18 protein-coding genes are annotated in these 23,238 nt (G+C 62.8%); 9 read left to right on the top strand and 9 right to left on the bottom strand.

The features are described from left to right. The first annotated feature begins 367 nt into the window (after positions 1-367). The 6 genes from AC4PTT_RS18425 to AC4PTT_RS18450 all read left to right on the top strand — a co-directional run bounded on the left by AC4PTT_RS18425 (position 368) and on the right by AC4PTT_RS18450 (position 7,965). Positions 368-859: a MerR family transcriptional regulator gene (locus AC4PTT_RS18425; RefSeq protein WP_206548706.1), complete on the top strand. Its 492-nt coding sequence runs from the start codon at positions 368-370 to the stop codon at positions 857-859. Between the two features lie 191 nt (positions 860-1,050). Next, positions 1,051-2,847 (top strand): acyl-CoA dehydrogenase C-terminal domain-containing protein, encoded by a 1,797-nt coding sequence (locus AC4PTT_RS18430; RefSeq protein WP_113153964.1) that lies wholly within the window; start codon positions 1,051-1,053, stop codon positions 2,845-2,847. 223 nt (positions 2,848-3,070) lie between these two features. Next, positions 3,071-4,279: an acetyl-CoA C-acetyltransferase gene (locus AC4PTT_RS18435; RefSeq protein WP_113153963.1), complete on the top strand. Its 1,209-nt coding sequence runs from the start codon at positions 3,071-3,073 to the stop codon at positions 4,277-4,279. A gap of 22 nt (positions 4,280-4,301) precedes the next feature. Beyond that, positions 4,302-6,521: a 3-hydroxyacyl-CoA dehydrogenase NAD-binding domain-containing protein gene (locus AC4PTT_RS18440; RefSeq protein ID WP_492161835.1), complete on the top strand. Its 2,220-nt coding sequence runs from the start codon at positions 4,302-4,304 to the stop codon at positions 6,519-6,521. A gap of 218 nt (positions 6,522-6,739) precedes the next feature. Then, entirely contained in the window at positions 6,740-7,294 is a 555-nt protein-coding gene (locus AC4PTT_RS18445; protein ID WP_420507225.1) for a thioesterase family protein, read from the top strand. 53 nt (positions 7,295-7,347) lie between these two features. Continuing rightward, positions 7,348-7,965 carry a 2-hydroxychromene-2-carboxylate isomerase gene (locus AC4PTT_RS18450; RefSeq protein ID WP_113153960.1) on the top strand — a complete coding sequence of 206 codons (618 nt, stop codon included), beginning with the start codon at positions 7,348-7,350 and terminating at the stop codon, positions 7,963-7,965. A 3-nt stretch (positions 7,966-7,968) separates the two neighbouring features. Here the strand turns inward: AC4PTT_RS18450 and AC4PTT_RS18455 are convergent, their stop codons facing one another. Further along, entirely contained in the window at positions 7,969-8,469 is a 501-nt protein-coding gene (locus AC4PTT_RS18455; RefSeq protein ID WP_113153959.1) for an MmcB family DNA repair protein, read from the bottom strand. 38 nt (positions 8,470-8,507) lie between these two features. After that, positions 8,508-8,897 carry a Cu(I)-responsive transcriptional regulator gene (cueR, locus tag AC4PTT_RS18460; RefSeq protein WP_113153958.1) on the bottom strand — a complete coding sequence of 130 codons (390 nt, stop codon included), beginning with the start codon at positions 8,895-8,897 and terminating at the stop codon, positions 8,508-8,510. A 212-nt stretch (positions 8,898-9,109) separates the two neighbouring features. Between cueR and AC4PTT_RS18465 the strand changes: the two genes are divergently transcribed. Further along, positions 9,110-9,733, top strand: a complete 624-nt coding sequence (locus AC4PTT_RS18465) for a L,D-transpeptidase (protein WP_113153957.1) — start codon at positions 9,110-9,112, stop codon at positions 9,731-9,733. A gap of 375 nt (positions 9,734-10,108) precedes the next feature. Here AC4PTT_RS18465 and AC4PTT_RS18470 read toward each other — a convergent pair whose 3' ends face one another. From AC4PTT_RS18470 to AC4PTT_RS18495, 6 genes are all read right to left on the bottom strand, one after another. Next, complete coding sequence (locus AC4PTT_RS18470) at positions 10,109-10,681, bottom strand: NifU family protein (protein ID WP_113153956.1); 573 nt, start codon at positions 10,679-10,681, stop codon at positions 10,109-10,111. A gap of 206 nt (positions 10,682-10,887) precedes the next feature. Continuing rightward, positions 10,888-11,379 (bottom strand): universal stress protein, encoded by a 492-nt coding sequence (locus AC4PTT_RS18475; protein WP_113153955.1) that lies wholly within the window; start codon positions 11,377-11,379, stop codon positions 10,888-10,890. A gap of 93 nt (positions 11,380-11,472) precedes the next feature. Further along, positions 11,473-12,540 carry a tryptophan--tRNA ligase gene (gene trpS / locus AC4PTT_RS18480; RefSeq protein WP_206553572.1) on the bottom strand — a complete coding sequence of 356 codons (1,068 nt, stop codon included), beginning with the start codon at positions 12,538-12,540 and terminating at the stop codon, positions 11,473-11,475. A 72-nt stretch (positions 12,541-12,612) separates the two neighbouring features. Continuing rightward, on the bottom strand, positions 12,613-13,806 hold the full coding sequence (locus AC4PTT_RS18485; protein WP_492161836.1) for an acyltransferase family protein: 1,194 nt from the start codon (positions 13,804-13,806) through the stop codon (positions 12,613-12,615). A 76-nt stretch (positions 13,807-13,882) separates the two neighbouring features. Further along, positions 13,883-15,451: a murein biosynthesis integral membrane protein MurJ gene (gene murJ / locus AC4PTT_RS18490; RefSeq protein ID WP_420507229.1), complete on the bottom strand. Its 1,569-nt coding sequence runs from the start codon at positions 15,449-15,451 to the stop codon at positions 13,883-13,885. Between the two features lie 476 nt (positions 15,452-15,927). Further along, positions 15,928-18,726 (bottom strand): [protein-PII] uridylyltransferase, encoded by a 2,799-nt coding sequence (locus tag AC4PTT_RS18495; protein WP_206553569.1) that lies wholly within the window; start codon positions 18,724-18,726, stop codon positions 15,928-15,930. Between the two features lie 134 nt (positions 18,727-18,860). On the opposite strand from AC4PTT_RS18495, the gene AC4PTT_RS18500 reads away from it, so the two are divergent. Both AC4PTT_RS18500 and AC4PTT_RS18505 read left to right on the top strand, forming a co-directional pair. Then, positions 18,861-19,820, top strand: coding sequence for a small ribosomal subunit Rsm22 family protein (locus tag AC4PTT_RS18500; RefSeq protein WP_492161837.1), 960 nt, complete (start codon positions 18,861-18,863; stop codon positions 19,818-19,820). 255 nt (positions 19,821-20,075) lie between these two features. After that, a complete protein-coding gene (locus AC4PTT_RS18505) occupies positions 20,076-20,366 on the top strand; it encodes a GIY-YIG nuclease family protein (RefSeq protein WP_113153950.1) in 291 nt (96 codons plus the stop codon). Between the two features lie 177 nt (positions 20,367-20,543). Here the strand turns inward: AC4PTT_RS18505 and mutS are convergent, their stop codons facing one another. Then, positions 20,544-23,237 (bottom strand): DNA mismatch repair protein MutS, encoded by a 2,694-nt coding sequence (mutS, locus tag AC4PTT_RS18510; protein WP_475080914.1) that lies wholly within the window; start codon positions 23,235-23,237, stop codon positions 20,544-20,546. Position 23,238 lies beyond the last annotated feature (1 nt).

Raw genomic sequence — 23,238 nt, forward strand, 5'->3', positions numbered from 1 at the left:
TTCAGCCTTGAAATGCCGGAAGGCAGAAAACAAACACTGTTAAGACACCCACGGTCAGCAGCGGACCTCGAAGCGAATGCAAACAAGCACCGTGTGCTGACGGTTCACATTTCGCTGATCGTGGTAAACACGGAGTTAACAATCCTTACCGAAGGTTAAGTCTTCGGTGAGGAATCCCGTAAAAAGATTGTTGGCAAGCCGATCACATTTTGCGCTGCGGCCCTTGTAATGCCGCATTCTGCACCGCATAAGCGCGCCCTTTAGAGCGTGTCTGGGCGGCACAATTTTGCCACTGGCGAAAACCTAACGTCAGACATGCCCATCCCGGTCCCCCCGCCGGAGCGCACATCAGTACGGAACAGTGATCATGACGAACATTGCAGTGGCAGTCGAAAAGACGGCCGAGGGAAATGATTTTCCTGAACAGTCCCCAGAGCATGCCCCGGAACACGCCGGAGAACACGCCGGAGAATACACCCGCATCGGCGAGATGGCTCGGGAGTTTGGCGTAACCCTGCGCGCCCTGCGCTTTTATGAAGACAAGGGCCTTTTGAGGCCGGAGCGCGCCGGCACGACCCGCCTTTATTCCCGCACGGACAAGCTGCGCCTGCAGCACATCCTGCTCGGCCGGAAAATCGGCTTCTCGCTGAACGACATCAAGGAAGTGCTCGACCTGCACGAGCCGGATGGCGGAAACGTGAAGCAGCTTCAGCTTGTTCTGAAGAAGTCGGAACGCCAGATGGTGCGGCTTGAAAAGCAGCGCACTTCCATTGATGACGCGATCAATGAGCTGAAGACCCTGATCGGCGAGGTCTCGACCCGCCTGGACGGTGCATCGCCCCTGCGCGACGCAGGCTGACCACCTCCGCCAGCTACCCCCTCTTTCCTTCCGGTTCATCACAAGACCCCGCGCGGACACGCACCGCGCGGGGTCTTGTCGTGCGCTGCGTCGTTTTTGACGTTTACGCAAACGTCAAAATTTGTTAGAGCGACTGTAACGCTGCGCGAATGGCCTCTTCGCGCCTTTGTTACGAGAGCTGGAGGATTCTCATGCCAACCTATCAGGCGCCCGTGCGCGACACGCTGTTCGTGCTGAACGATGTTCTGGGCTATGGCAATCACGACAATCTGCCGGGCTTCGCCGACGCCTCGCCCGACATTGTCGAGGCGATTCTCAGCGAAGGCGCGAAACTGGCTGAGAACGTCATACAGCCGCTCAACCGCATCGGCGACATGGAAGGCTGCACCCGTCATGCCGATGGTTCGGTGACGACGCCCAAGGGCTTCGACGGCGCCTATCGTCAGTATTGCGAGGGCGGCTGGCTTGGCCTTTCCGTGCCGGCGGAATATGGCGGTCAGGGCCTGCCCTACACGGTGCACACGGCGGTGAGCGAGTACCTCGTCTCGGCCAATATGGCGCTGATGATGTATCCGGGCCTCACACAGGGCGCCATCGCCGCGATCCTCGCGCATGGCACCGATGAGCAGAAGCAGAAATGGCTGCCGAAAATGGTGGAAGGCACCTGGACCGGCACCATGAACCTGACGGAGCCCCATTGCGGCACCGATCTCGGCCTTCTGAACTCCAAAGCCGTGCCGAACGGCGACGGCAGCTACCGGATTTCCGGCCAGAAGATCTTCATCTCGGCCGGCGAGCACGACATGGCCGAAAACATCATCCATCTGGTGCTTGCACGCATTGAGGGCGCGCCGGCGGGCGTGAAGGGCATCTCGCTCTTCATCGTGCCGAAGGTGATGGTCGATGACGAAGGCGCGCTGGGCGATGGCAATGCCGTTTCCTGCGGGGCAATCGAAGAGAAGATGGGCATCCACGGCAACGCCACCTGCGTCATGAATTATGACGAAGCCACCGGCTATCTTCTGGGGGAGGAGAATGGCGGCCTGAAAGCCATGTTCACGATGATGAACGAGGCGCGCCTTGGCGTCGGCCTGCAAGGCCATGCCATCGGCGAAGCCGCCTATCAGGGCGCGGTCGAATATGCCCGCGAGCGCCTGCAGGGCCGCGCGCTGACCGGACCGAAAGCGCCGGAGAAGAAGGCCGATCCGATCATCGTTCACCCGGATGTGCGCCGCAACCTGATGACCATCCGCGCCTTCAACGAGGCCGGCCGCGCGCTGATCCTCTGGACCGCGCTGAAATCCGATGTCGCCCATCTCTCCGAAGACGACAAGGAACGCGAGACGGCGTCCGACCACATGGCGCTGATGACGCCGGTGGTGAAAGGCGTGCTCACCGACAAGGGTTTCGAGCATGCGGTGATGGCGCAGCAGATGTTTGGCGGCCACGGTTACATCGAAGAGCATGGCATGAGCCAGTTCGTGCGCGATGCCCGCATCGCCATGATCTATGAGGGCGCGAACGGCATTCAGGCGCTCGACCTCGTGGGACGCAAGCTGCCCGCCAATGGCGGTCGCGCCGTGCAGGCCTTCTTCAAGGAAGTGGGCGATTTCTGCGAAGCGCACCGCGAAGACGAGACCATGGCCCCCTTCACCAAGGCGCTCAAGAAGGGCCTCAACGATCTGCAGGCCGCATCACTCTGGCTGATGCAGAACGCCGTTCAGAAGCCCGACAATGCGGGCGCTGCCTCCCATGACTACATGCACCTGATGGGCCTCGTGGCGCTCGGCTACATGTGGGGCCGCATGGTCAGGACGGCGCAGGAGCAGCTTGCCGCCGGGGCAAATGGCGATGCCGCCTTCCTCGAAGCCAAGATCACCACCGGACGCTACTTCATGGAGCGCGTCATGCCCGAGACCGCCGCGCATCTGGCGCGCCTTTCGAGCGGTGCGGACACCATGATGGCGCTTCCGGAAGAGGCGTTTTGACTGGCGTAACGGCCACACCCGTTCTAGCTTGCACGTGCCAGCGTGCAAGCCGGTCCCTGAGGAAGCGCGACGTGTCAGACCCGCAGCCCGACTTTGACCATCTCCGGCCCGCCGGCCCGCAGCGCACCTGAAGCGCCGAACAGATTCCGGGGCTGGCGATTGCCAGCCCTCTTTGAACCAATTGCACGACCCCGCGTTGGGTCCATAAAGCAGGGAGACCGATATGGCTGACGCTTATGTATATGACGCCGTGCGCACGCCGCGCGGACGCGGCAAGAAGGACGGTTCGCTGCACGAGGTGCCCGCCGTGCGCCTTGGCGCGAAAGTTCTTGAAGCCGTGCGCGACCGCAACGGCCTCGACACCGCAAAGGTGGACGACATCATTTTCGGCTGCGTCGATCCGGTCGGCGAAGCCGGTTCCGTAATCCCGCGCTCGGCTGCCTTCGAGGCGCGCTACGCGAACGCGGCTCCGGGCATCCAGATCTCGCGCTTCTGCGCGTCGGGCCTGGACGCAATCAATCTGGGCGCGGCCAAGATTGCCGGCGGCTCCGACGAGATCGTCATTGCCGGCGGCGTGGAAAGCATGTCGCGCGTCGGCATGGGCATGTCCGGTGGCGCATGGTTCATGGACCCGTCCGTCGGCATTCCCTCCTATTTCATGCCGCAGGGCGTGTCTGCCGACCTGATCGCCACGAAATACGGCTTTTCCCGCGACGACGTGGACGCCTATGCGGTGGAAAGCCAGAAGCGCGCCAAGCACTCCTGGGACAAGGGTTATTTCAAGAAATCCGTGATCCCGGTGGAAGACCAGAACGGCCTGACCATTCTCGATCACGACGAGCACATGCGCCCCGGCACCGACATGCAGGCGCTTGGCCAGCTCAACCCCTCCTTCGTGATGCCGGGTGAAATGGGTGGTTTCGATGCCGTCGCCGTGCAGCGTTATCCGGAGCTTGAGAGCATCAACCACGTCCACCACGCCGGCAATTCGTCGGGCATCGTCGATGGCGCGGCTGCAGTGCTGCTCGGTTCGCGCAAGGCCGGCAAGTCCATGGGGCTGGAGCCGCGCGCAAAAATTCGCGCCTTCACCAATATCGGCTCCGAGCCAGCGATCATGCTGACCGGCCCGGTCGACGTGACGGAGAAGCTTCTGAAGAAAGCCCGGATGAAGCTTTCGGACATCGACCTGTTCGAGCTGAACGAGGCCTTCGCCTCGGTGGTGCTGCGCTACATGCAGGCTTTCGAGATCGACCACGACCGGATCAATGTGAATGGCGGCGCAATCGCCATGGGCCACCCGCTCGGCGCAACCGGCGCGATGATCTTCGGCACGGTTCTCGACGAGTTGGAGCGCCGCAACCTGAACACGGCGCTTGTCACGCTGTGCATCGGCGCGGGCATGGGCACCGCAACCATCATCGAACGCGTTTGAGCTGTCGGGGAGAGATCAGACCATGACCGACTACAAGAACTTTACCGTTGACGTGGACGCAGACGGCGTCGCGCTCGTCACCTGGGACATGCCGGACCGCTCCATGAACGTCTTCACCGAAGAGGTGATGAACGAGCTGGATGCGATCATCGATCACGTTGCCGGCAGCGATGCGATCAAGGGCGCAGTCATCACCTCCGGCAAGGAGACCTTCTCCGGCGGCGCGGACCTGACCATGCTGCAGAAGATGCTCGGCCTGTTCGAGAAGGAGAAGGCAAACGACCGCAAGAAGGCGGTCAAGCTGCTGTTCGACAATGCCGGCCGCATGGGCTGGCTCTGGCGCAAGCTTGAAACCTCCGGCAAGCCCTGGGTCTCGGCCATCAACGGTACCTGCATGGGCGGTGCGTTCGAGCTGTCGCTCGCCTGCCATGGCCGTGTCGCAGCCGACAGCCCGGCAGTGAAGATGGCGCTTCCGGAAGTGAAAGTGGGCATCTTCCCCGGCGCGGGCGGCACCCAGCGCGTGCCGCGTCTGGCCAAGCCGCAGGAAGCCTTGCAAATGCTCACCACCGGCCAGACGCTGACGCCGCAGAAGGCGAAGGCCATGGGTCTGATCCACGAGATCGCCGCGCCGAAGAAACTGGTCGAGACCGCGAAGAAGATGATCCTCGACGGCCTCAGCCCGGTTCAGCCATGGGACGAGAAGGGCTTCAAACTGCCCGGCGGCCCCGTCTACTCGGCGGCGGGCGCGAATCTCTGGCCGCCGGCAATCGCCATTCTGCGCCGCGAGACCTACAACAACTACCCGGCAGCAGCCGCGATCCTGAAATGCGTCTATGAGGGCATGCTGGTGCCCTTCGAGACGGCGCTGACCATCGAGCAGCGCTATTTCACCGAGATCATGCAGACGACCGAAGCGAAGATGATGATCCGCTCGCTCTTCGTCTCGCTGCAGGAACTCAACAAGGGCGCGCGCCGCCCCGACGACGTGCCGGTCAGGAAGTTCAAAAAGATCGGCGTTCTCGGCGCGGGCTTCATGGGCGCGGGCATCGCCTTCGTCACGGCCAAGGCCGGCATTCCGGTTGTTCTGATCGACCGCGACACGGCGTCCGCCGAAAAGGGCAAGGCGCATTCCGCCGAGCTGATGGACAAGAGCATCAAGCGCGGCCGCGCCACCGCCGAGGACAAGGAAAAGCTCCTCTCGCTCATCACGCCGAGCGAGGATTATGCGGAGCTTGAAGGCTGCGATCTGGTGATCGAGGCCGTGTTCGAGGATTCGGAGATCAAGAAGACGGCGACGGAGAAGGCCGAGGCCGTTCTGAAGCCGTCGGCCGTGTTCGCCTCCAACACCTCGACCATTCCGATCTCCGGCCTGGCCAAGAACTCCAAACGCCCGAAGAACTTCATCGGCATCCACTTTTTCTCGCCCGTCGACAAGATGATGCTGGTCGAGATCATCATGGGCAAGAAGACCGGCGACAAGGCGCTTGCCATGGCGATGGACTATGTGCGCGCCATCAAGAAGACGCCCATCGTGGTGAACGACACGCGCGGCTTCTACGTCAATCGCTGCGTCCTGCGCTACATGCAGGAGGCCTTCTCCATGGTCATCGAAGGCGTGCCCGCCCCGATGGTGGAGAATGCGGCGAAGATGGCCGGCATGCCGGTCGGCCCGCTTGCGCTCACCGATGAGACGGCTGTCGATCTCGCCCAGAAGATCATGAAGCAGACCGTGCGCGATCTCGGCCCCAAGGCCGTCGATCCGCGCCACATGGCGCTGATCGACACGCTGGTCGACAAGCATGGCCGCCTTGGCCGCAAGAATGGCAAGGGCTTCTATGACTATCCGGCAAAGCCCGCGAAGAAGCATCTGTGGGCCGGCCTGAAGGATCTCTATCCGCAGAAAAACCCGGACAAGATCGACGTCGAGGAATTGCAGGAGCGCTTCCTCGCCACGATCGCGCTGGAAGCGGCCCGCATCATGGAAGAAGGCATTGTCGTCGATCCGCGCGAGGCGGATGTCGGCTCCATTCTCGCCTTCGGCTTCGCGCCCTACACGGGCGGCGCCCTCTCCTATATCGACGGGATGGGAGCAGAAGCCTTCGTCGCCATGACCAAGCGCCTGCAGAAGAAGTACGGCAAGCAGTTCAAGGCCCCGAAACTCCTTCTGGACATGGCCGAGAGCGGCGAGACTTTCTACCAGCGCTTCGCACCTGAAAAGGCCGCGGAGAAAAAGGCCGCATGAGGCGCGCCGACTGAAATGAAAACCATCGTCCCGGGCGCTTTCCGCATCCGGGACGGTGAACAGGACAACACCCAAAAATCGCGGTGTCCCCAAAGCGCCCGAAACGCTCTGATCTGTGTTTTTGAGCAATTCCAGACGGAAAACCGGCTCCCGCTTTTTCTGGAATTGCTCTAGGACAAGCACCGACCGCAACGCCAACCTCCCCGGGATAGAAAATCATGTATGTCTGGATGCGTCTTCTTCGCGTGGCCGCCACACGCAAGAGCCGGGGCGTCTATCGGCTGGGCGACGAGAGCAAGCTCTCCTTCCGTTGCCTGCCCACCGATATCGACATGAACATCCACCTGAACAACGCCCGCTACATGATGCTGGCGGATATGGGGCGGATCGACATCTTCCTGCGCAGCGGACTGGTCGCCGCAGCCCGCAAGCGCGGCTGGGCTCCCTTGCTCGGCGGCCTGCAGACGGCCTATGTGCGCGAGGTTCGCTTATGGCAGCGCTTCGAGGTCGTCTCCACCATCGAAACATGGGAAGACACGCAGATCATCGGCCAGCATCGTTTCGTGCTGGATGACGGGCGCGTTGCCGCCATGGTGCTGACCACGGGCGGGGTCTACGACAAGCGCGGCAAACGCTTCGTGCCGGTCGACGAGTTGATGAGCACACTCGGCCACGATGGCGCGCCGCGTGCGCCCAATGCGGAAGAGAAAGCCTTCATCGCCTCGCATCAGGGCCTGCGCGCTCGCGCAAAAGTGTTGTCCTCACACCTTTAAGTCGCCAGGCCGCATCGCTACTCTCCGGCCACCAACATACACCGGAGACATCGATGACAGCGACCGTCGACTATTACTTCACTTCCGCTTCGCCCTTCACCTATCTCGGCCACCAGGCTCTGCGCACCGTGCTTTCCAAGCATGGCGCGGATGTGCGCGTGAAGCCGATCAACCTGATGGGTGTCTGGGAGATCTCCGGCGCGGTTCCGCCGCCCAGGCGCCCCCCGGTGCGCCAGCGCCAGCGGCTGGTGGAGATCCAGCGCATCGCCGATTTTCGCGGCCTGCCGATCAACAAGACGCCCAAACACTGGCCCGTCGACCCGGAGCTTTCCGACCGTGTGATCGCAGCACTAGCGGCAGAGGGCCATGATCCGCTGAGCTATATGGAGCGCGTCTTCGCCGCCGTGTGGGCCAATGAGGAAAACATTGCCGACCCGGACACGCTGACCAGATATCTGGAACTGGAGAAGTTCGACGCCGCGTCCATTCTGGAGAAGGCGCAAAGCGAGGCGATTGCCGAAATCCGCGCGCAGAACACCAGGGACGCCGTAGAGGCCGACGCGGTGGGCGTGCCCACCTTTGTGCTGAACGGCGAGGCCTTCTTCGGGCAGGACCGCGTCGAGTATCTCGACCATGCACTTGCGACAGGCCGTCAGCCGATCACGCCGTAAGCCTCAGCCTGTCTCACCCTCGGCCAGCGGCACGTCGATGCCCGCAAGTTCCGCAGCGGTGAGACGCGCCGCCCCCGCCCGCGCAAAGCGCAGCATCATCGCCTTGCGGGTGGCGGCGGCAAGGCGGTGCTCGTCCGGCTCGCGCAGGATCTCCGCGCCATAACCGTCCGACAGGATGAAACCGCATTCCTCGGGAAAAATCTCCGCCGGCACTTCCGGGTGGGTGGCGAAGAAAAAGCGGTCGGAGTGCAGGCGATAATCCGGCCATTTCCGGTCCACCCGAAAATCCTCCACTGACGACTTGATCTCGATGATCCAGATGTCGCCCTTCTTCGTCAGCGCCACGAGATCGGCGCGCCGGCCGGTGGCGAGCGTCAGCTCCGGCAGAACAACAGCCCCCATGGTGATGAGCAGGCGCTGCACGCCCCGGCGAATGACCATGGCGCGTTCCGACTGGCGACCATCGGCCAGCGGGTTGACGGGAATCGGTGAAATGATCGGCATGGAAGGATTATGCCATCAACGGTGAGCAGCTTGAAGCGTCACTGCGCCCCGGCAATATCGTCCAGGATCGGACAATCGGGCCGGTTGTCGCCATGGCAGGCATTGATGAGTTTGCTCAGCGTGGCGCGCATGGCCTGCAGTTCCGCAATTTTCTCGTCGATTGCCACCACATGCGAAATGGCGATGCCGCGCACATCATGGCTCGCCCGGTGCTTGTCACGGTAAAGCGTCATCAGCTGGCGGCATTCCTCGATGGCGAAGCCGAGACCGCGCGCGCGCTTCAGAAAGGTCAGGAAGTGCAGATCTTCATCGCTGTAATCGCGGTAACCGTTTCCGGCCCGCGCCGGCGAAACAAGGCCGATTTCTTCATAATAGCGAATCGTCTTTGCCGGTAGGCCCGAACGACGGGCCGCCTCGCCAACGTTCATGACACGTCTCCTGAACTTCCACGCTTGCTGAATTCCGCCATCTGAAACTGGGGATTGTGTTGCGCGTTTGCAATATCACGCGGCAATAACGGGATTACGCAACGTAAGACGCATCCAAATCTTGTCATTTCATTAACCAGGAATTTAAGAATGATGGTCAAAGTGCGGCGCAATTCAGGCACACTTAACAAATTGGGGGACCGGGGGAACATATGAGATTCAAATCAATCGTCGTGGCTGCGGCACTGGGACTTGCAACCGCTCTTGCCGGGTGCACGACGGGTGGGCCTCTCAAGGTGTTCACCTCCGACTACGGTACGGTGAAGGATGCGGGCTACCAGCTGCCGCGCATTCCGATCAGCCAGGTTCCGCGAAAATATCATCGCCAGATCGTCTCCTACGAGACGAAGGAAAAGCCCGGCACGATCATCGTCGATACCAAGGACAAGTACCTCTATCTGGTGCAGGAAAACGGCAAGGCCATGCGCTACGGCATCGGCGTTGGCCGCGAAGGTTTTGAGTGGTCCGGAACGGCGCGCGTTGCGATGAAGCGCGAATGGCCCACCTGGACCCCGCCCGCAGCCATGATCGGCCGTCAGCCCGAGCTGGCGAAATGGCGCGGCGGCATGCCGCCCGGCCTGTCCAACCCGCTTGGCGCGCGCGCGCTCTATCTCTTCAACCGCAGCGGCGACACGGGCTATCGCCTGCACGGCACGCCGGAATGGCGCTCGATCGGCAAGGCAATGTCTTCCGGCTGCATCAGAATGATGAACCAGGACATCATCGACCTTTACAACCGTACCGAAATTGGTGCTAAAGTAATCGTTAAGCGGTAGTAACCGTCTCAGCAACAGGGGTCGGCCTTGGTCGACCCTGAAAAAAACCGGGCCTCAGAGCCCGGTTTTTTCGTATCTCTCCATCCTTAGCGCTTCGGATGCACAAAGGGCGCTCCAGCCGGATGACGACTTCCTTCTCCCCGCACGCGGGGAGAAGGTCCCGGCAGGGGGATGAGGGGCTGACGCCGCGTATGAAAATCCCGCCATGTTGTGGGTTCGCGCAAGCTGGCGCTCGCCCCTCATCCTCACCTTCTCCCCGCACGCGGGGAGAAGGGGGCCTTGAAGACGGTGCCCGCAATTGCGCAAGAACATTGAATGAGGCGTTTTCGCTATTGAATCCAAACATCGTGCGAAAAAGAAAGCGCCAAGGAGGGGTCAGACGACCTGTTCGACCTCCCGGACTTCCGGCACGAAGTGGTGCAGAAGGTTCTGGATGCCGTGCTTCAGCGTCGCCGTGGAAGACGGACAACCGGCGCAGGCACCTTTCATGTGCAGGAAGACCGTGCCCTTCTCATAACCGCGGAAGGTGATGTCGCCGCCATCCTGCGCCACAGCCGGACGCACACGCGTCTCCAGAAGCTCCTTGATGGTGGAGACGATGGCCTCGTCGGCCTCGTCGTAGAACTCGCCATCCTCGGAGGCAGGCAGGCCTGGACCGCCCGTGGCCATGACCGGCTGGCCCGACATGAAATGCTCCATGATCGTGCCGAGAATGGCCGGCTTCAGATGCTGCCAGTCGGGACCGTCTTCCTTCGTGACCGTGATGAAGTCGTAGCCGTAGAACACGCCCGTCACGCCGGGCACGGCAAAGAGGCGCTCTGCCAGAGGCGATGCCTCTGCGGCCGTTTCCGCCTGACGGAAATCGGCGGTGCCTTCTTCAAGAACAACACGGCCAGGCAGGAATTTCAGCGTCGCGGGATTGGGAGTCGCTTCGGTCTGAATGAACATTGTAACTTTCCGATCTGGCGTTTCTTGGAATAATTCTAAAATAAGCAGAAAGCCTGCCGCATTCAAGCATGCATGTGTCCAGACCGCCCTGCGCCATGCCGACGCATAAAAGACGACCCGAACCACTGGGGAAGCATCGGAGCAGCCGAAAACGGGGGCCGCTTTCGGTCCGGCGCTCCGGAGCACATATGGGAAGCGCCCCGCCCCTATGCCAGGCTTTCGATTTCCTCGTCGCTCAGATTCTGCGGCACGACCGTGACGGGAATCGGGAACGCGGCCGTTTTCCCGGCGATGGAGGAGACGAGCGGACCCGGCCCTTCCTTGGAACTGCCGGCTGCCAGAACCAGGATCGCAATGTCCTGATCCTCTTCGATCAGCTTGTGGATCTCGTCGGCCGATGCGCCTTCACGCACCACCAGTTCCGGCTCGATGCCGACCGTTTCGCGCACCTTGGTGGCGTGGGTGTCGAGCGCGGCGTTTGCCGTCGCGGTCGATTCTTCCCGCATGATCTGCTCGACGCCGAGCCAGTGCTGAAAATCGCCCGGCTCGATCACGAAGAGAAGGACGAGCGCGCCGCTGGTGGCCTGGGCGCGCCGCGCCGCATAGGCCACGGCCCGTTCGCATTCCGGAGTGTCATCGATGATGGCAAGGAACTTGCGGCGGTGCCCTGCCTCGCGGATCAGTCGCTTAGAGACCATTCACACGTCCTGTGTTGCAGGCGAGTGCCCCGCCCCATTCCGCGCAATCTGCCATCGCGAAAGGGTTTCGGCAAGACGATGCGTAAAAGGGGCTCACCCGTCGATGAGCCCGATGATTTCACGCACCATCTTCATGGTCGTCTCGGCCTTTTCGCGCGCCCGGCCCGCGCCCTCGCGCAGAACGCCGTCGATATAGGCCGGATCGGCCAGGATGCGGCGCATCTCGCCGGCGATGGGGGCGAGTTTGTCCACGGCGAGTTCGGCCAGAGCAGGCTTGAACTCGGAGAACTGGCGACCGCCGAACTCGGACAGCACATCGGCCTTGGAGACGCCGGACAGCGCGGCATAGATGCCGACAAGGTTTTGCGCCTCGGGACGGTCGGCCAGACCATCGACCTCGGACGGCAGGGCCTCGGGGTCCGTCTTCGCCTTGCGGATCTTCTTGGCGATGGCGTCGGAATCATCGGTCAGGTTGATGCGCGACAGGTCGGACGGGTCCGACTTCGACATCTTCTTGGAACCGTCGCGCAGGCTCATCACCCGCGTGATCGCGCCTTCGATAAGCGGCTCGGTGAGCGGGAAAAAGCCGTTCACCTTCTCTTCGCCGACTTCCATCTCCACCCCATAGCCAAGCTCGGCAATGCGCTGGGAGAAGTCGTTGTTGAATTTCTGCGCAATGTCGCGCGTCAGCTCAAGGTGCTGCTTCTGGTCGTCGCCCACCGGCACGTGGGTGGCGCGGTAGACGAGAATGTCAGCGGCCATGAGGCTCGGATAGGCGAGCAGACCAAGCGAGGCGTTCTCGCGGTCCTTGCCGGCCTTGTCCTTGAACTGCGTCATGCGGTTCATCCAGCCGATGCGCGCAACGCAGTTGAAGATCCATGCGAGTTCGGCGTGCTGCAGAACCTGGCTCTGGTTGAAGACGATGTTCTTCTTCGGGTCGATGCCGCTCGCCAGGAAGGCGGCGGTGATCGAGCGCGTCTGGTCAGCCAGATCGGCATGCGCCATGGTCGCGGTCAGCGAGTGCAGATCGACGACGCAATAGATGCACTCATGGCTGTCCTGCAACGCCACAAACTTCTGCAGCGCGCCCAGATAGTTGCCGAGGTGAAGATTGCCCGTCGGCTGAACGCCGGAGAAGACGAGCTCCTTGAATTCGCTCATGGATCTTTCCTGAATGCCTTTTGGAGCGCGAAAACCGCGCGCCTTGGCTTATGAACGACGCGAAACCGGCAATCAAGCCCCACGGGCCGATTGCGTTTCCGCGCCACCGGCCGGAAGCGTCTTGCCGCGCGGCGCAAGCCCCACCAGAAGGCCCGTGCGGCCGGGCAGCCATTCGGCCGCGATGGCGAACAGGAAGGAGCCTGCAAACGTCGCGATCAGCACCAGCGCATATTCGGTCCAGACATCGAGCCCGAGCGGCAGCACGTAGTAAAGCGCCGCCACCACCACGGTCTGATGCACGATGTAGAGCGGGAAGACCTTGCGGTTGAGCCATGCGACAACGGCGCTCGGCGCGTTGAGATATCTGGCCGAGAAACCGCACAGCGCCAGGATCATCGTCCATGCGAGCGCCATGAGCAGCGTCTTGAAAAGCGGCGTCATCGCCTCGTAATCACCGATGAAGAAGCCGCCTTCTCCCGTCCAGGAAAACAGGTAGAGCGCCACAGTCAGCGCCGTGGCGAGCGCAGCACTTCGCCAGCGCAGGGTGATTACATTGCCAATCAGCGCCTGATGATAACGCGCGAAGAGAAAGCCCAGCCCGAACCAGCTGGCCCACACCGCAAACCATGCCCCGTCATTGTAGAGCGAATTGGTCTGGCGCGGGAAAACAGGTGACAGCGCGAGGTTGAGCACGAGCGGCAGAAGAAAAAGCAGATAGACCCACCCCGATGCGGCGACCCGCTGGAACCAGTCATTCACCGGCTTCATGAAGGGCTGATCGATCAGCCGGAACACCGGATAGCAGACGAAGGTCATCGCCAGAAGATAGGCAACGAACCACATATGCGCCCATGTGAAATTGCCGTCTGGATATTTGCCTTCGGTGAAATAACGCGTGAGCCAGAAGGTCAGAAACGAGCCCTGATAGCCATCTTCATACATGCGCTCATACCAGACCTGCGGCACGATGATGACGCACATGGCGAAAATCAGCGGCGGGAAAAGCCGCATGAACCGGCCCGTCAGGAAACCGAGATCGTGGCAGCGGCGATAGACGAACCACGTGCCCATGCCCGACACGAAGAACAGGAGCGCCAGCCGCCAGGCGCGCGGGAACTTCATGATCAGCGACAGCGCGGCGCTGCCTTCCGGCGCTTCGATCAGCCATTTCATGTCCGGAAAGAACGCCACCGACGCATGGTAGACGATCAGCAGCATGAACGCCGAGACGCGCAGGAAATCGATATAGTAGAGCCGTTGCTGCATGCCTCTCCCCCGAAATGGCAAAGGCGATGCTACACGCACCGCCTTCGAATTCCGTTAATGAGAGGGATGAGCGGTCTTATGCGCTTTTGCGCCGGCGGCGCGCAACGCGTGCAAGCTCGCTCCGGTCGATGCCGCCCGTGAGAAGGGCGACGCCGAAATAGGCGACCACCGCCACACCGACAATGGCGGCGACCGTGAGAATGCGCACGATCAGCAGATCGTGGCCGACGAATTGCGGCAGGGCCGCGAGCAGCGCCCACACGACGCCTCCCATCACCACGCTTGCAACCAGCATGAATGTGATCCGCCTGAGCGTGACGGGCGAAGGCCGGAAATCGCCCCGCCACCAGAGTGTCGCCGCCAGAAGCAGGACATTGACCCATGCCGAAAGCGCCGTCGCCCCGGCAATCGCCACATGGCCATAGACGGGGAAGAAAAGCAGGCTCGCCGCAATGTTGACCACGACCGTGACCAGCGAGAACCACATCGGCGTGCGCATGTCTTCACGCGCGAAGAAGGCCGGCTGAAACACCTTGGTCAGCACATAAGCCGGCAGGCCACTGGCAAAGGCGGCGAGTGCCGCAGCCGTCATCGCCGTGTCGATGGCGGTGAACTGGCCGCGCTCGTAAAGAACAGCGACGATGGGCGCCGGCATCACCATCAGCCCGACGGCAGCCGGCAATGTGAGCCCCAGCGCGAACTCCATCGACCGGTTCTGCAAATGCTGTGCGTCGGCCTGATCGCCGGCCTTCAGCGCGCGCGAAAGTTCTGGCAAAAGCACCACGCCCACCGCGATGCCGATCACGCCCAGCGGCAGCTGGTTGATGCGGTCGGCGAAGTTCAGGAGGCCAATGGCGTTTTCCTGTGTGGAGGCGATGATCTGCCCGACCAGAAGATTGATCTGCATGATGCCGCCGGTCAGGAGCGCTGGCGCCATCAGCACCAGCAGGCGCTTGACGCCCGGCGTGAGACGCGGGCGACGCACCCGCATGGAATAGCCTGCCCGCCGCGCGCCCTGAATGAGGAAAAAGAGCTGCGCCAGACCAGACGCGAACACCCCCCAGGCAAGCCATACACCCGTCTGACGCGGATCGAACTCCCAGAAGAGTGCGGCCAGAAGAACGCCGATCAGGATCACATTGAGCAGCGTCGGCACCAGCGCGGCCAGAAAATAATGCCGCATCGCATTGAGGATGCCGGAGAACATGGCGACCAGCGACATGCAGAACAGATAGGGGAACATGATCCGCGTCATGACCACCGTCAGATCGAACTTCTCCGGCGACGCCGCAAAGCCCGGTGCGATGATGGTGGAGACCAGAAACGGCATTGCGAGCATCGCCGCCGCCGAAAGCGCCAGAAGCACGGTCATCAGAACGGCCAGCACATCTTCGCCGAACCGGCGCGCGGCCTCCACGCCGCCGCCCTCCATCTCCTTGGCGAAGAGCGGGATGAAGGCGGTGTTGAACGCACCCTCGGCAAAAAGCCGCCGGAACAGGTTCGGAAAGCGGAACGCGGCGTAAAAGGCGTCCGTCACCGGACCAACGCCGATGGCGGCGGCAATCAGCGCCTCGCGCGCAAAGCCGAGAATGCGGCTGGCCATGGTGGCGCTGCCAACGCTGGCGAATTTTCCGATAAGGCTCATGGATGGAAAGACCTGAAAATGGGGGCCGGACAGGGGCTGCAATTGGAACGATGGTGACGCTGAGATGCGCTGGCATGGCCCCTCGGGTCAAGCCCGAGGGTGACGAACGTCATGGGTGGCCTGTGCGGCACAGCATCCAAACGCCGGCAAACACCACCCCTTTTCGTCATCCTCGCTCCCTCTTCGTCATCCTCAGGGCTCCTGCACCATCCCGGACACCATCATCAGCCCGGCCTTTTTCGCAATGGTCAGACGCTCTTCCTCACCCCGAACCACCTTCATCATCCTCAGGGCTCCCGCGTCATCCCTGGCCACCATCGTCAGCCCCGGCCATTTTCGCGCCCCTCAGGCGTCCGCCATCATCTCAGGCGCTCGCCCTCACGGCCCCACCCTTCGTCATCCTCGGGCCTGACCCGAGGATCCATGCCGGAACACTGCTCCCCCGCCACCCTGCGAGATAAAGCCCACCGCCCCGCTCATTCGGCAGCCGCCTGCGACTTGCCCTTTGCCGGACGCTCCACCCTGCTCTCCAGCGTCTTGAGAAGAGCCGTGCGGATAGCCTCCAGCCGGTCGGCGCTGACGATCTTCTGGCCCGTCAGATCGGTGACGTAGAACGTGTCGATGACCTTTTCGCCAAAGGTGGTGATGTGCGCCGAGGCAATGTCCAGCGACAGGTCGGAAAGCGTTTCGGTCAGTTCCGAAAGCAGGCCCGGCCGGTCGAGCCCCTTCACTTCCACCACGGAAAAACGGTTCGACAGCGTGTTGCCGATCTCCACCCGTGGCTGAACCCGGAAAGCCTTTGTGCCACGGCGCGGCTTTGCGCGCTTCTCGATCACCTCGGGCAGGTAGGACTTGCCGGACAGGACATCCTCAATGAGCCTGCGCACACTTTCCGCACGCCGGCGCTCATCCGCATCGAAATCGAACTCGCGGCTGATCAGGATCGTGTCCAGCGCGCGGCCATGCGTTGTGGTGAAGATCTGCGCATCGACAATGTTCGCCCCCGCCGCCGAACACGCCCCTGCGATGATCGACAGGAGACGCGGATGGTCGGGCGCAAAGATGGTGATCTCGGTCACCGCCTCGAATGTGTGCGGCTTGACCATGGTGGCAAGCGGACGCTCTTCCTTCTCCGCTTCGCGGATAAAATCCGCATGGCGCAACTGGTCTTCCAGATCGACGGCGAGCAGATAGGCCGAGTAATGGAGGCCGAGATAGTCCTCGATCTCCTTTTCCTGCCAGCCGTTTTCTGCAAGGGCTGCGGCAAGCCGCAGGCGTGCTTCCTCGGCGCGGGTGGCGCGCGAGGCTTCCGAGAAACCGCCGGTCAGAAGCACTTCGGTTTCATAATAGAGCGTGCGCAGAAGCTGCCCCTTCCAGCCGTTCCAAACGCCGGGGCCGACGCCGCGAATATCGCACACGGTCAGCACCAGAAGCAGTTTCAGCCGCTCTACCGACTGCACCTTGTCGGCAAAATCCTGAATCGTCTTGCGGTCGTTCAGATCGCGCGTCTGGGCGACCATGGACATGTCGAGATGATGTTCCACCAGCCAGGCGATCATCTCTGTTTCCTTGGGATCGAACCCCATATGCGGGCACAGCCTGCGGGCGATGCGCGCGCCCGCGATCTCGTGGTCTTCGGGCCGCCCCTTGGCGATGTCGTGCAGAAGCACCGTGGTGTAGAGCACCTCGCGCCACGATTTCAGCGACGGCATCAGCGAGTGCGAGAGCGGATGCAGCTTCTCCCCGTCGCCATGCTCGATTTCCGAAAGCACGCCGATGCAGCGGATCAGATGTTCGTCGACCGTGTAGTGGTGGTACATGTTGAACTGCATCATCGCCACGATCTTGTTGAAATCGGGGATGAGCTTGCCGAGCACGCCGGCCTCGTTCATGCGACGCATGTTGAGCGCGGGATCGCGGTCTGACGTCAGCACGTCCATGAACAGGCGATTGGCTTCCCTGTCGCGCCGCAGATTGCGGTCGATCAGCTTCAGCGAGCGCGTGAGCAGCTTCAGCGCCTCGGGGTGATATTCGAGCCCGTGCCGGTCCGCGAACCAGAACAGCCGCAACAGGTTCACCGGATCGCGCTCGAAAACGCCTTCATCCGCCACGTTGATGCGGTGATTGTCGACGATGAAATCGCTGGTGCCGGCAAGTTTGCGCCGCCGCCGCGAGAAATTCATGAAGAAGCGGTTGAAGCCGGGCACATGCTTGCCCTGCTCCTCCTCCAGCGCTGCGCAGAAGATGCGCGTCAGGTCGCCCACGCCCTTGGCCGTCAGGAAGTAGTGCTTCATGAAGCGCTCGACATCCGAGAGGCCGGGATGGCTCATATAGCCAAGCCGCTCGGCGATATCGCGCTGAATGTCGAAATGCAGCCGCTCCTCCGCCTTGCCGGTGAGGAAGTGCATGTGGCAGCGCACAGCCCAGAGAAAATCCTCGGCCTTGCGGAACTGGAGATATTCCTTGCGGGTGAAAACGCCCTGCCCCACCAGATCCTCCGCGCGGCGCACGCGGTAGAAATATTTGCCGATCCAGAACAGCGTGTGCAGATCGCGCAGGCCGCCCTTGCCGTCCTTCACATTCGGCTCGACCAGATAGCGGCTTTCGCCCGCCTTGGCGTGGCGCAGGTCGCGCTCGGCGAGCTTGGCCTGGCTGTATTCCGCGCCCGTGTCCTTCACCACTTCTTCGTCAAAGCGGGTGACCATCTCTTCATAGAGAGGTTTTTCGCCACAGATGAAGCGCGCTTCCAGAACCGCGGTGCGGATCGTCATGTCGGTGCGCGCCTGGCGGATGCACTCATCGATGTTGCGGGTGGCGTGGCCGACTTTCAGCCCCATGTCCCACAGCATGTAGAGCACATATTCCACGATCTGCTCGCCCCAGGGCGTCTGTTTGTAGGGAAGCAGGAAAAGCAGGTCGATGTCGGAACCCGGCGCAAGCGTGCCGCGTCCGTAGCCGCCAACGGCGACAATCGCCAGACGCTCGGCGGAAGACGGGTTTTGCATGGGATAGACATGCGTGGCGGCGAAGTGGTGCAGCTCGGTGATCACCACGTCCATCAAATGCGACAGCCGCGCCGCGCAGGCCGTGCCGCCGCCATCGTTCATGAGCATGGTTTCGGCCGCCTTGCGGCCTGCCGCGATGTGCGCCTTCAGCGACGCCATCACCTTCGAGCGCAGCTCTGAGCCGCCCGTGTTTTCTGCAAAACTGTCCAGTTCGGCGCGCAATGCCGCGCCATCGACGATCTGATCGAGCTTGAGTGGAACCTTGGCCATGAGCATCCCGGATTGGCGGCGCTGTATAGCGTGTTTTCGCGCGCCGCGAAACGACTGTCAAAAGATGCGGTTGCAGCGCTGACGCCCTGCCGCTATGTCGCACGGGTTTCGCACACCAAGGACACGGGTTTCAAATGGAGCTTCCCGCCCCGCTGCGCCAGGCAGTCGACGCGTTTCTGGAAGGCACGCCGCTTTCCGAAATTCAGGGCGCTGCCCAGCGCCTTTCGAAGCGCTACCGCGCCGAAACCCGCGATGGCAGCCTGCATGTGGGCGATGCGCTCGCCGCCAAGGCCTATCTGGCAACCCGCCTGCCCGCCACCTTTGCCGCCGTGCGCCAGTGCCTTTCGGAAACGGCCGCGCGGCGTGAGGATTTCGCGCCATCGCGCCTGCTCGATGTGGGCGCCGGTCCCGGAACCGCGCTCTGGGCGGCCCGCGCCGAATGGCCGGAGCTCGGTGCGGCCACGCTGGTGGAAACCAGCCGTGCGATGCGTGACGCCGGTGCAAAACTGGCCGAAGCGCTCTCCATCGACACGGACTGGCAGGCAGCAAGCGTGAAAGACGGGCTTGGGGACATCGCGCCGGCGGATCTCGTGACGCTTTGCTATGTGCTGGACGAGCTTGCCCCGGCAGCGCGCGATGCTCTGGTGGACCGCCTCTGGGCGCTGACCGCCGACACGCTGGTAATCGTCGAGCCCGGAACGCCAGCCGGCTGGCAGCGCATTCTTGCCGCGCGCGACCGGCTGACTGCTCTTGGCGGGCACATTCTGGCCCCCTGCCCGCATCATGCGCCCTGCCCGGTGAAAGCGCCCGACTGGTGTCATTTCTCGCGCCGCGTCGCACGCTCGCGCCTGCACCGCACCGCCAAGGGCGGCGAAGTGCCATGGGAAGACGAGAAGTTCAGCTATCTGGCGGTTTCACGCCATGCGCCCGACGACCGCCCCGACCGCGTGCTCGCCCCGCCGAAAACGGCCAGCGGCATGGTGCGCCTGAAACTGTGCACCAGCGACGGCGCACTCGACGAACGCCTCGTCACCCGCCGCGAAGGCCGCACCTTCAAAGCCGCCCGCAAAGCCGACTGGGGCGACGCGCTTTAGGGGCGCTGGAGGGGTTGGGATGCTCAGGCATGGATCCTCGGGTCAAGCCCGAGGATGACGAAGGGAGGAATGTTCTCCAGCCCGGCCCGGATACGGTTGCGAACAAGCGTCTAAACACACTCGTCATCCTCGGGCTTGACCCGAGGATGACGAGGGGGGAAGCGGGACGCGGTTGCGCGAAAGATCGGGGTGTATGCACTTGCCGATCTTCTGCCGCTGAGGTGATATTGCCCGGTTGAAACGGAGAGGTTTTCCGTGACCGGTTACGTCTACATGCTCGCAAGCCAAAAACGTGGGACGATCTATATCGGCGTCACCAATGATTTGGGGCGGCGCATCATCGAACACAAGACGGGCCGGATGCCTGGCTTTACCAGTCGATACGGTGTGGCCCGGCTTGTCTGGTACGAGGAGCACTTCGATATGCGCGACGCTATCCAGCGTGAGAAGTCATTGAAGCGCTGGTCTCGTCAGTGGAAGATTGAGTTGATCGAGAAATCCAACCCGGAGTGGAACGAGCTTTTGCGTGGATGGGGCTGGTCCTGACGCTTCGAAGCGCAGGGCATGGATCCTCGGATCGAGCCCGAGGATGACGAGCTTCTTTTAACGCCTATGCGCGGATGGCATCTGCCGGTAACCCGAAACCCCTCTTGGTCATCCTCGGGCTTGACCCGAGGATCCATGCCAGAACGCCACATGCCAGAAAGCCCGCCCCGGCGTGACCTACTTCTGCGCAGCCAGCTGCTTCAGCCGATAGAGCGCGTCCAGCGCCTCGCGCGGGGTCAGGTCGTCGGGATTGATCGCCAGCAGTTCCTCGCCAACGCGATCCGGCGTCTTCGACGCCTTCGCTTCCTGCTTCGCCGCCACCGAGAACAGGGGCAGATCGTCGATCAGCTTCGATGCCTTGCCCGAGGTCTCGCCCTCTTCGAGCTGCTGCAGCACTTCGCGCGCCCGCTCCACCACCGCATGCGGCAGGCCGGCAAGCCGCGCCACCTGCACACCGTAGGAGCGGTCGGCCGCGCCGCGTCCCACCTCGTGCAGGAACACCACGTCGCCCTCGAATTCCTTCACCCGCATGGTGACATTGGAAAGCCGTCCGAGCTTTTCGGAAAGCGCGGTCATCTCGTGGAAATGGGTGGCGAACAGCGCCCGGCAGCGGTTCTGCTCGTGCAGATACTCAACCGCCGCCCAGGCGATGGACAGACCGTCGAACGTTGCCGTTCCCCGGCCGATTTCGTCGAGGATCACCAACGCGCGCGGGCCCGCCTGATTGAGGATCGCCGCCGTCTCCACCATTTCGACCATGAAGGTCGAGCGGCCGCGCGCCAGGTCGTCGGATGCGCCGACACGGCTGAACAGCCGGTCGACCACGCCGATGCGGGCAACGGCAGCCGGCACGAAGGAGCCCATCTGCGCCATAACCGCGATCAGCGCGTTCTGGCGCAGGAAGGTCGATTTACCGCCCATGTTCGGACCGGTGAGAAGCCAGATCGCGCCGGCCTGCTCCTCACCCGTTGGCGACAGGTCACAGTCATTGGCGACGAAAGGCTCGGCCAGCTGCCTGCGCAGCGCCTGCTCCACCACCGGATGGCGTCCGCCCTCGATGTGAAATTCGAGACTGTCATCCACCTGCGGGCGGCAATAATTCTCGGCCTCGGCAATCGTGGCGAGCGCGGCCGAAACATCGAGCACCGCCAGTGCATCGGCGGCGGCGCGAATGGCGTCAGCAGCCGCCACGGCTTCTCCAAGCAGTTTCTCGAAGGCCGCCAGCTCGATCTGCTGCGCCCGGTCGGCGGCATTGGCGATGCGGGTTTCCAGCTCGGCGAGCTCGGTGGTGGTGAACCGCATGGCGTTGGCCATGGTCTGGCGGTGGATGAAGCGCGCCTTGGCCTCGTCCGTGCCGTTCATTGCCGCCGCGTTGTTGGCCGTCACCTCGATATAATAGCCGAGCACATTGTTGTGCCGGATCTTGAGCGACTTGACCCCGGTTTCCTCCGAAAGCTGCCGCTCCATCTCGGCGATCACCCGGCGCGACTGGTCGCGCAGCGCGCGCATCTCGTCGAGTTCTTCATTGTAGCCCGCGCGGATGAACCCGCCGTCGCGCTTCAGAAGCGGCAGCTCATCGGAAAGCGCCCTGTCGAGATGGGCCGCAAAATCCATCGGCAGGCCGGCAATGCCCGAAAGCGCCCCGGCGATCTCTGCGGGAACCTCCCTGCCCTGAAGCAGCTCGGCCACGCCATGCGCCGCCTCAAAGCCGGAGGCAAGCGCGCCAAGGTCGCGCGGGCCGCCACGGTTGAGCGCCAGCCGCGAGAGCGCGCGGGCAATGTCCGGCACGCCTTTCAGAAGCCGGCGCGCATCGTCGCGCAGCCCTGCCTCGGACAGGAAGAAGGACACGGCATCAAGCCGCCCGCCAATCGCGTCCGGGTCGGTGAGCGGCGACATCAGCCGCTCGTAGAGAAGCCGGCTGCCTGCCCCCGTCACCGTGCGGTCGATCGCCTTGGCAAGACTGCCATCGCGGCTGCCGGAAAGCGTGCGGCCAAGCTCCAGGTTTGCGCGGGTGGCCGGGTCGATGAACAGGCTCGCGCCCTCATCGTCACGCTCCGGCCGGCCAAGCGGCGGGCGTTCCGCCTTCTGTGTCTTCTCCACATAGGCGACCGCACCCGAAATGGCCGAAAGCTCGGCGCGCGAGAACCGGCCGAACCCTTCCAGCGTCGCCACGCCGTAAAAGCGCGTCAGGCGCATCTCGGCGGATGCGGAATCGAACATATTTGCCGGCTGCGGATTTGCCGTCCGCCCCAGCACGTCGAACACCGGGCGGTAGGACTGGTCGTAATAGAGCGCTTCCGGCACGATCAGCTCGCGCGGGTCGATCCGCAGCACATCGGCCAGAAGCCGGTCGGGCCGCGTGGGCGCAACGCGGAACGCGCCGGTGGAAATGTCGATCCAGGCCAGCGCCAGGCTCTCATCCCCGCCCTTCACCCGGCCAAGGGCCATCAGGTAGTTGGCTTCTGAAGGATCGAGCAGCTTTTCCTCGGTGATGGTGCCCGGCGTGACCAGCCGGATCACATCGCGCTTCACCACCGATTTGGAGCCGCGCTTCTTGGCCTCGGCGGGATCTTCCATCTGCTCGCAGACGGCTACGCGATGGCCAAGCCCGATCAGCTTCTGCAGATAATCGTCGGCCGCGTGCACCGGCACGCCGCACATGGGAATGTCGTCGCCCTGATGCTTGCCGCGCTTGGTGAGCGTGATGCCCAGCGCCCGACTGGCGATCTCCGCATCCTCGAAGAACAGCTCGTAGAAATCGCCCATGCGATAGAACAGCAGCGAATCGGGATTCGCCGTCTTGATCTCGATGAACTGGGCCATCATTGGCGTGGCCCCGGCGGCAGCGGCCTGCATCGCCTTTTGGCGCATG

It is taken from the genome of Nitratireductor sp. WH36-1 (assembly GCF_058725515.1).